Here is an 8,100-nt window from a genome sequence, read left to right as displayed (position 1 = left end):
AGTAAATGCTACTGGTTAAGTGGTTTAATTCAAAGACATACACTACATGTTCCACACGCACCAAGTGTTGGCTAGTACGCAATTCATCGGATCTAAGGTCAATAACATCTTTTAGTTACCTCCTCTTTTATTTCCCCCAACTCAAATGAGAACCGATATCTACTCAAATTCGAGAAAAAAACTACCAACCGGTAGTTTTTATCCAAAATCAACATGTTGACCCTTGGCGATATAGATTATTTGCTCACAGATATTCTTAGCATGGTCACCAGCACGTTCAATATTTCTTAGAATCCCTGTTGTCTCAATTGGGAAACGACCTTCTTTTTCCGCAATATCAACGAATTTCATCATAACTTTCGCGAATGCTTCGTCAAGGTTATCATCTAATTCTGCAGCTGCGTAAGCTTGTTTTACATTAAGTGCTTTCAATGCTTCAATTACATTATCGAAATTTTCAAGGAAAATATTACCTAATTCTGTAATTTCTTCATTAAGAAATTCCTTATCGACATTACTTTTAATCAAAAATCGACCTATATTTTTCGCATAATCACCAATGCGCTCAAGATCAGTCGCAATTTTAATACCGCCTACGAGCAAACGTAGATCGCGTGCGACCGGTTGCATTAACGATAATGTTTGGATTGCTGAGTCGTTAATGCTTTCGTCGTAATAATTGACTTGATCATCACGTTCAATAACATGTAACGCAAGTTCTTTATCGTGTGTATTTAATGCTTCAATTGCCTGTGACATTGATTTACGGACACGTGATGCCATTTCTAGCAATTCGCTTTCGAAATCAACCATTTTGTCTTCAATTCTCATTGTGGACCTCCCTATCCGAATCGACCCGTAATATAGTCTTCCGTACGTTTATCTTTTGGCGTATGGAATAATTTCTTCGTTTCATCATACTCTACAATTTCCCCTAACAAGAAGAATGCTGTCATATCACTAATACGCGCTGCTTGTTGCATTGAGTGCGTAACAATAACAATTGTAAAGTCTTTCTTTAATTCTACTATAAGTTCTTCAATTTTTGCAGTAGCAATTGGATCTAATGCCGATGTTGGCTCGTCCATCAAGATAACTTCAGGTTTGAGTGCAATCGCACGTGCGATACAAAGGCGCTGTTGTTGACCACCAGAGAGACGAAGTGCTGACTGATTTAAGCGATCTTTAACTTCATCGTAAAGGGCCGCTTTTTGCAATGATTCCTTAACAACTTCATCAAGAATTTTACGGTCTTTAATCCCTTGAACCCGTAAACCATATGCGACATTATCATAGATACTCATTGGGAACGGGTTGGGATGTTGGAAAACCATCCCAACCTTTGTTCGCAATTCAACAACATCTGTTTTTGGTGCATAAATGTTTGCTCCATCAAATTCGATGGTCCCTTCAATGCGGGCATTGGGAATAAGATCGTTCATACGGTTAAATGTACGTAAGAATGTTGATTTCCCACAACCTGAAGGCCCAATAAATGCAGTTACCTTTTGTTTTTTAATATCAATACTTAGACTCTTGAGGGCATGATTATCGCCATAAAACAAATCAAGGTCTGTTACGTGAAAACTGTTCATCTTAAGCTCCTAACTTCTTATTGAGTCGACGACTCATAAGTTTTACTGATAAATTTAAAACGAGTACTAAAGCAAGAATAATAATAGAGATGGCACTTGCTAATTCAAAATTCGGTTGTTCATGACTCATTACGGACCAAATGTGGACTGCCAAGGTCGTAGCACCTTCACCCACACGAGGTGCATCATTAATAAATGTACCCATGGTGTAAATAAGTGCAGCGGATTCTCCAATAATACGACTTACAGCAAGTAAAATTGCTGAGAGAATACCAGGCAGTGCCGATGGCAGAATGACTCTAAAGATTGTTTGCGTTTGGCTTGCGCCTAGGGATAGTGAAGCAGAGCGATAATCTCGAGGTACAACTATGAGCGATTCCTGAACCGATCGGATAATGACCGGTAAGAGCATTACAGACATTGTCATACCACCAAGTAAGATACTTAAACCACTAATGTTGAAAAATGCAGTAATTGGATATAAAACAACAATTCCCATTAACCCGAAAATGATACTTGGAACACCAGCCAGCATTTCAATACAACGCTCAATAAAACTGTTGAATTTTGAAGGTTGGGCAAATTCCGTCAGATAGATTGCTGCAAAAATTCCAATTGGAAGTGCAAAAAGCAATGAAATACCGATGAGCATTAAGGTTGCGAGGAGTGATCCCCAAATTCCGCCACCAGGTGTTTTATAATACAGAGATGTAAGCGACTCAGTAGAATCAAGTTTCATAACCATCGATTCTGCTTTATCCGCAAAGGTTGTTCCCATTAGAATTGTGGTTCCTGTTGCGTTAACACCTTCAATTTTTTCAATTTGATCACCAATGGATACTGTCAGACTTTCTCCATAACTCGGACCTTTGGTTGCGTTGACCGATTGATTAAACACTGAATCATCATCGATGTATGATACGCGAATCAGGCGTTGTTTTTCATGATTAATCTCATTCGTAAAACCAATACCATATTTCGTACTATAAACGACTTCGTCGCCCAAATGATCAGGTTTTGTAAATGTTTGTTGTGTTTGGTCTGTCCATTCTACGAGGTAGTTTTGTGACCAATAGTCATTCCGTAACATTTCCATGCTTAGGGTATCTTTACCAGTTGCAATAACAAAAGCAAAGATTGCAATGAGAATTAAGAATGTTGCAGATGAAGCCAGATAGGTAAAGAAATTAGCAATCCCATCTTTAATTTTACGCGATTGTGTCATTGTCCTTCTGCCCCCACTTTCTTCTTAACGATATGAATGATGAGGTTTGACAGAAGAATCGTCACCATCAGCACAATTCCGACTGAGAAGCGAATATCATAATCAACACCCGTCGTTTCTTTTAAACCTGAGAGCATTGTTGATGTTAATGTGCGTGTAATATCAAATGGATTCCAAGTTGGTCCCATGGCTTTATTACCAGCAACCATGGATACCGCGGTCGCTTCACCAAATGCTCGTGCTAGTCCTAAGATGAGCCCTGCAAAAATACCGGATTTTGCGCTTGTAAGGACTACTTTAAAGTTTGTTTGTGTTTTAGAAGCGCCAAGTGCAAGCGACCCTAATTCAAGCTCTGGTTTAACAGCTTTAATTGCAACTATCGAAAGAGATGTCATTGTTGGGATAACCATAATCGCTAACAAAATAACAACAGCGAGCATCGAGCGACCACCAAACGTTGAATAACCAAATACTTGCGCGACATTGTCAACCCAAGAAACGATAACCCCAGACGCGAAAACCCCGTAAACTACTGACGGAATCGCAGCTAATAGCTCAATAACGGTTGTTAAAATCGAGCCTAATGCTTTGGGAGCAATTTTTACAATAAAGAGCGCTGTTAAGACTGATACTGGGAATGCTATAAGCATCGCAAAGAATGCTGTTATGAGCGTATTGATAACGATAAACAAGACACCATAGATTTGTTTATCATTACGCCATGTAAAGCCTGATATAAATGACCAAAAATTAACCTGTGAATCACCGTATGTTGGCAAAAACACAGAAATCCCTTTTTGGAAAATAAAGATGAAAATAAAAACAATCATCGATGCAGCTAAAATTCCTGCAATTTTAAATAATGAACGGAATATCAAATCGATTATCTTTTTTCGTTTTTGATATGATTCGGACCACTGAGTATTCATAATCTAACCCTTCTTTTCTTTTACATTTCAATTACTGACAAAAAGCTTAGCGATTGCTAAGCTTACTTAATGTCTGCCCATGTTTTAGCGTTTCCACTAAAAATTTCCACGAGCTGAGCTGCTGTAAGATCTTTGATTGCCTCGTTCTTAACCGGAACAACGACAACGACTGCATCTTTTGCATATTCTCCAGACATTAAGCCTGATGCTACTGTTTCTTCGGATTTAAATGCACGGGATGCGAAACCAATATCGATCGCGTTTGCACCATCTTTTTCACCACCGAGTGTACGTTTGAAGCCGTCTCCTGATCCTGTATGGTTTGGCTCAAATTTGAAATTACCTGCCATCGGAATGAATGATTGAACTGCAGCAGTGATTGTTTTATCTACTGATGTTGATCCCCCTGTTTTAAGCGTGATACCACTGTTATCTTGATCAACAATTGGATGGTTTGCTTTGAGTTCAGACCAAGGTTTACCAGCTCCGACATCAACGATTCCACCAGCCGCTAACACGACTTGTCGTCCTTCTGTTGAATTCACAAGATAATCAAGGAATGCAGCAACAAGTTGCTCTTTCTCTTGTGAACCGAAATCACCAGCAGCACGTGTTACAAAACTAAATGGACGTGCTAACTTATAAGTTCCGTTGTTAACCGTTTCAACGGTTGGATTAACGCCTTCATATGAAACTGGTGTTAATTCATTTGCTTCAAAGTCTGTCGTTAATGAAACATAACCGATTCCAGCTGGGCTAGAACTTACTTGTTTCGCCATATCTCCATTTGAAGTTGTTTCAGCACTATTGCTTGTGAGTGATTCAAGTCCAATAATGCTTTCAAAGGCTTCTCGAGTTCCTGATGATCCATCGCGAGTATAAACTTTAATTGATTCTGATGATTTTGAGCCTTGTGCTCCACATCCTACTAATACTAATAAAGCTAATGCACTAACTAATAGCTTTTTCATGGTGTCCTCCTGCAGTATCAACCTGCTACGTGTATATTACCCCCCCTTCATGAAAATAAAGTTGTCGTTTTGTTAATTGTGCGTTAATTAATGCGAAGAATTGTTAAATACATAAGAAAAGGAACTCAAATGAGTTCCTAGATATTAACTGTAAATGTTGTTCCGTTCCCTTTTTTACTTGTGACACTTAACTGACCACGATGGGCTTCTATGATTGATTTGGATATCGCAAGACCTAAGCCACTACCTCCTGTGTCTCGGGTACGAGAATCTTCACCACGGTAGAAGCGTTCAAAGATATGTGGTAGTAAATTTTCACTGATACCGTCACCATCATCTGAAAAATCTATCTTTACGCGACGACCTTCGGCAGTACAGACAATACGAATGCATCCACCATGAGCATAGTTAATGGCATTATTGAAGAGGTTCAAGAATACTTGACTCATTCGAAACTGATCAGCGAAAATCTCTAAATCAGATGGACAATTAAGCTGCACTTCTATATTGTGTTGATGCAACGCTTGACGACGATCATAAATTAGACCTTCAAAAAACTGTTTCAAATTGAAATGTGTTTTCTCAAGATATACTTGGTTGGCTCGAAGGCGAGATTGTAGCAACAAGTCCTCAACGATACGGTCAAGACGCTCAACTTCTTTTTTAGTTTGATCCAAAAACTCAGTTCGCGTTTGATCATCATCAAAGTCAGGTCGTGTCATAATCTCAACCATCCCCTTAATCGACGTAATGGGTGTGCGAAGTTCATGTGAAGCATCTGCAATAAATCGTTTTTGCATCTTCTCACCTTCAACGACACGGGTAACATCTTGGAATATTAGCATACACCCATGATAACGTCGTGTTTCAGTCAAGAGCGGAATTGACAAGACTTGATAATCGATGTCTTTATAACTGAATTGGCGCACAAATTGTTGTTCATTAAGAAAGGCATCAAGAAGCGTTTGACGGATTGGCGAATCAATATTCACATCATAGACATTTTGTGCTTGTGATACGAGCATTTGATCAAAGTATTGGTTGCTAACCTCAAAATCACCACGTTGGTTAATATAGACCAACGGTGATGGGATTGCATTAATCAACTTAACAAGTTTATCTGTAGCATCATCCGCACGATAATGTGCTTCTTTTTTTTCTTTCTCCGCGTGCTTGCGAATACTATGGACAGTATCACTCTGCTTAAGACTATTCACAGCAAGCATACATATTGCAGCAATAATGAGGACAACTATCGAAATCAAGTTCTGATAATAAAGGGTTATCCCTGCAATTAACAGGAAAATAATAACATTAATTCGATTCACGTTTCGCAACGTATCCAACCCCTCTCAAAGAATTTATCTTAACATCCGATGCTTCAAGCTTTGATCGCAACTTAAACACATGGACATCAACAATGCGAGTGTCACCATCATAATCATAATTCCATATTTCTGATAGTATTTGATCTCGTGATAGGACAATATTCTCATTTTGCAAGAGATATATTAGTAAATCAAACTCTTTCTTCGTAAGTTCAATAATATTCTCATCGACTTTTACAGTATGTTGATCTAACAGAACCGTTATATTTCCAACTTCAATGGTATGACTTTTCGATGATGTTGTGGCTCTACGCAAATGAGCTTTGATTCGTGCAGTCAGTTCACGTGGTGAAAATGGCTTTGTCAGATAATCATCCACACCAGCCTCAAATGCATCTAATATATCACTCTCTTCATCTTTCGCTGTTAACATAATGAGAATGGAATCCATCCCGAGTTTACGAAACTCAGTAACTAATTCAACACCAGAGTGATATGGAAGCATCCAATCCACAATAATAACGTCATAGTTGGTTTCCTTTGCCATTTGTAAGCCTTCACGACCATCTCGTGCAGATTCTACCTCAAAATCCATTTGACGTAAATCATACCGTAATAGTCGGCGAATGCCCTCCTCATCTTCGATTATTAGAATTTTCCGATTCATTGTGATCTCCTTCCGCAAACTTCTTAAGTATTTTTATGACAAGTGGATGTCGCACAACATCCGTATGCGATAAATTAACAAATGCTATTTCAGGGATATCACTCAAGTACGCTTTCGCAACTTTTAATCCCGACTGGGCGTTACGCGGTAAATCGATTTGATCAATATCACCTGTAATGATCATTTTCGAATTACGACCAAGTCGCGACAAGAACATCATCATCTGAGCTTTGGTAGTATTCTGGGCTTCATCAAGAATGACCACCGCATCATCCAATGTGCGACCACGCATATATGCAAGCGGCGCAATTTCGATGATACCTTTGTCAATATAACGTTGCGTTCGCTCAGCCGAGAACATATCGTCCAAAGCATCATACAACGGACGAAGGTACGGATCTACTTTTTCTTTTAAATCCCCTGGAAGGAATCCAAGATTCTCACCCGCTTCTACGGCCGGACGCGTCAGAATAATTTTTTGAATTTCATTTTTTTTAAGAAGCTCTGCTGCATACGCAACTGCCAAATATGTCTTACCCGTTCCTGCAGGACCAATTGCAAACGTCATATCCCTTTTCTTCATGCCGTCTATTAATTGTTTTTGTCCAAGTGTTTTCGCACGGATGGGTTTTCCAGCAAACGTACGAGTCAAGACATCGTCCATAACCTCTATAAAACGATCAGATTGACGATTATCAACAAGCACAAACAAGTAGTCCAAATCTTGAGCATCAATACGCTTATAGTGTTTAATGACCTCAGACGCAAGTTCAAAAAAACGAACCGCTTGCTCTACATCATCTTCAACCCCTGAAATTTCTAAGGCATTATTTCGTTCATTAATTCGTACTTTATAATGGTTTTCAACCGCTTGTACCGTTTTACTTTCCACGCCTACTAAATCCTGTAGGCTAATACTACTATCCGATAAATCAAAATTTCGAGTTGTCAAAAGAAATCCTCCTTGTTATTTACATCATATCATAAAAAAAACTTGTATCACTATTCGGATACAAGTTAATTAATTATTTACGTTTTTTACGACGCGCTTTACGAGCCGCTTCTGATTTTAGTTTACGACGGACGCCTGGTTTTACATAAAACTCTCTTTTACGAGCCTCAGCAAGGGTTCCATTACGAGATACTTGACGTTTAAATCTGCGCAATGCATCATCCAAACCTTCGTTCTCTTTAACTACTATTCTCGACATGACTAACCTCCCTTCTGATGCAAGCTGACACGGTTACAAATAAGTTTTTATCTGTAGGAATGAGATAGATTAATGAATATTCTAATATGCATTAATTTAGCACTTTCCTGTGACTGCTCAATCATTTTAACATAATAAATCATAGTATGAAACGCTTTTCTTAAGGTATTTCAC

The 8,100-nt window shown here is 38.7% G+C and carries 9 protein-coding genes; all 9 read right to left on the bottom strand.

From position 1 onward, the window contains the following. Positions 1–198 precede the first annotated feature (198 nt). Complete coding sequence (gene phoU, locus GVV20_RS09870; RefSeq protein ID WP_250690192.1) at positions 199–831, bottom strand: phosphate signaling complex protein PhoU; 633 nt, start codon at positions 829–831, stop codon at positions 199–201. Positions 832–842: 11 nt separating this feature from the next. After that, positions 843–1,595, bottom strand: a complete 753-nt coding sequence (pstB, locus tag GVV20_RS09865; RefSeq protein ID WP_159648539.1) for a phosphate ABC transporter ATP-binding protein PstB — start codon at positions 1,593–1,595, stop codon at positions 843–845. A 1-nt stretch (position 1,596) separates the two neighbouring features. Next, a complete protein-coding gene (gene pstA / locus GVV20_RS09860; protein ID WP_159741053.1) occupies positions 1,597–2,820 on the bottom strand; it encodes a phosphate ABC transporter permease PstA in 1,224 nt (407 codons plus the stop codon). Next, on the bottom strand, positions 2,817–3,749 hold the full coding sequence (gene pstC / locus GVV20_RS09855) for a phosphate ABC transporter permease subunit PstC (RefSeq protein ID WP_159636469.1): 933 nt from the start codon (positions 3,747–3,749) through the stop codon (positions 2,817–2,819). Before pstC ends, pstA begins: the two co-directional genes overlap by 4 nt. A 62-nt stretch (positions 3,750–3,811) precedes the next feature. After that, complete coding sequence (locus GVV20_RS09850; protein WP_159741054.1) at positions 3,812–4,720, bottom strand: substrate-binding domain-containing protein; 909 nt, start codon at positions 4,718–4,720, stop codon at positions 3,812–3,814. A 137-nt stretch (positions 4,721–4,857) separates the two neighbouring features. Beyond that, on the bottom strand, positions 4,858–6,048 hold the full coding sequence (locus GVV20_RS09845; RefSeq protein ID WP_236261738.1) for a sensor histidine kinase: 1,191 nt from the start codon (positions 6,046–6,048) through the stop codon (positions 4,858–4,860). Further along, the gene (locus GVV20_RS09840; protein WP_159741056.1) at positions 6,035–6,715 is read right to left on the bottom strand and encodes a response regulator transcription factor; all 681 of its coding nucleotides are present in this window, start codon (positions 6,713–6,715) and stop codon (positions 6,035–6,037) included. Before GVV20_RS09840 ends, GVV20_RS09845 begins: the two co-directional genes overlap by 14 nt. After that, entirely contained in the window at positions 6,684–7,667 is a 984-nt protein-coding gene (locus GVV20_RS09835; protein ID WP_159741057.1) for a PhoH family protein, read from the bottom strand. The genes GVV20_RS09840 and GVV20_RS09835 overlap by 32 nt, the downstream gene beginning before the upstream one ends. Before the next feature lie 73 nt (positions 7,668–7,740). Next, a complete protein-coding gene (gene rpsU / locus GVV20_RS09830) occupies positions 7,741–7,926 on the bottom strand; it encodes a 30S ribosomal protein S21 (RefSeq protein ID WP_159636479.1) in 186 nt (61 codons plus the stop codon). Positions 7,927–8,100 lie beyond the last annotated feature (174 nt).

The organism is Erysipelothrix aquatica, assembly GCF_009828775.2.
GTDB lineage: Bacteria > Bacillota_I > Bacilli_A > Erysipelotrichales > Erysipelotrichaceae > Erysipelothrix > Erysipelothrix aquatica.
This window is presented reverse-complemented; position numbering and strand designations above follow the sequence as displayed.